This window comes from Pseudomonas sp. SIMBA_068 (genome assembly GCF_046534705.1).
GTDB lineage: Bacteria > Pseudomonadota > Gammaproteobacteria > Pseudomonadales > Pseudomonadaceae > Aquipseudomonas > Aquipseudomonas putida.
The window spans coordinates 1-265 of record NZ_JAWRYI010000692.1; the positions used below are offsets into that span (position 1 = coordinate 1).

Here is a 265-nt window from a genome sequence, read left to right on the forward strand (position 1 = left end):
GTGGCCCACGGCGACGGTTTGCAGGGTTCCAGCTTTAACTATGGTTTCGGCGCACATAGCGACCTTGAATGGATTGAAGCAGCGGCGGATGTGGTGAAGCACGCCAAAATCGCGACGTTGTTGCTGCCAGGAATCGGCACTATTCACGATCTGAAAAATGCCTGGCAAGCTGGCGCGCGGGTGGTTCGTGTGGCTACGCACTGTACCGAAGCTGATGTTTCCGCCCAGCATATTCAGTATGCCCGCGAGCTCGGAATGGACACCG

General features: G+C 57.0%; 1 pseudogene. It reads left to right on the forward strand.

Annotation, left to right across the window (positions count from 1 at the left end):
* Positions 1 to 265: pseudogene (gene mhpE / locus SB756_RS31020) on the forward strand (4-hydroxy-2-oxovalerate aldolase); the annotation flags it as partial.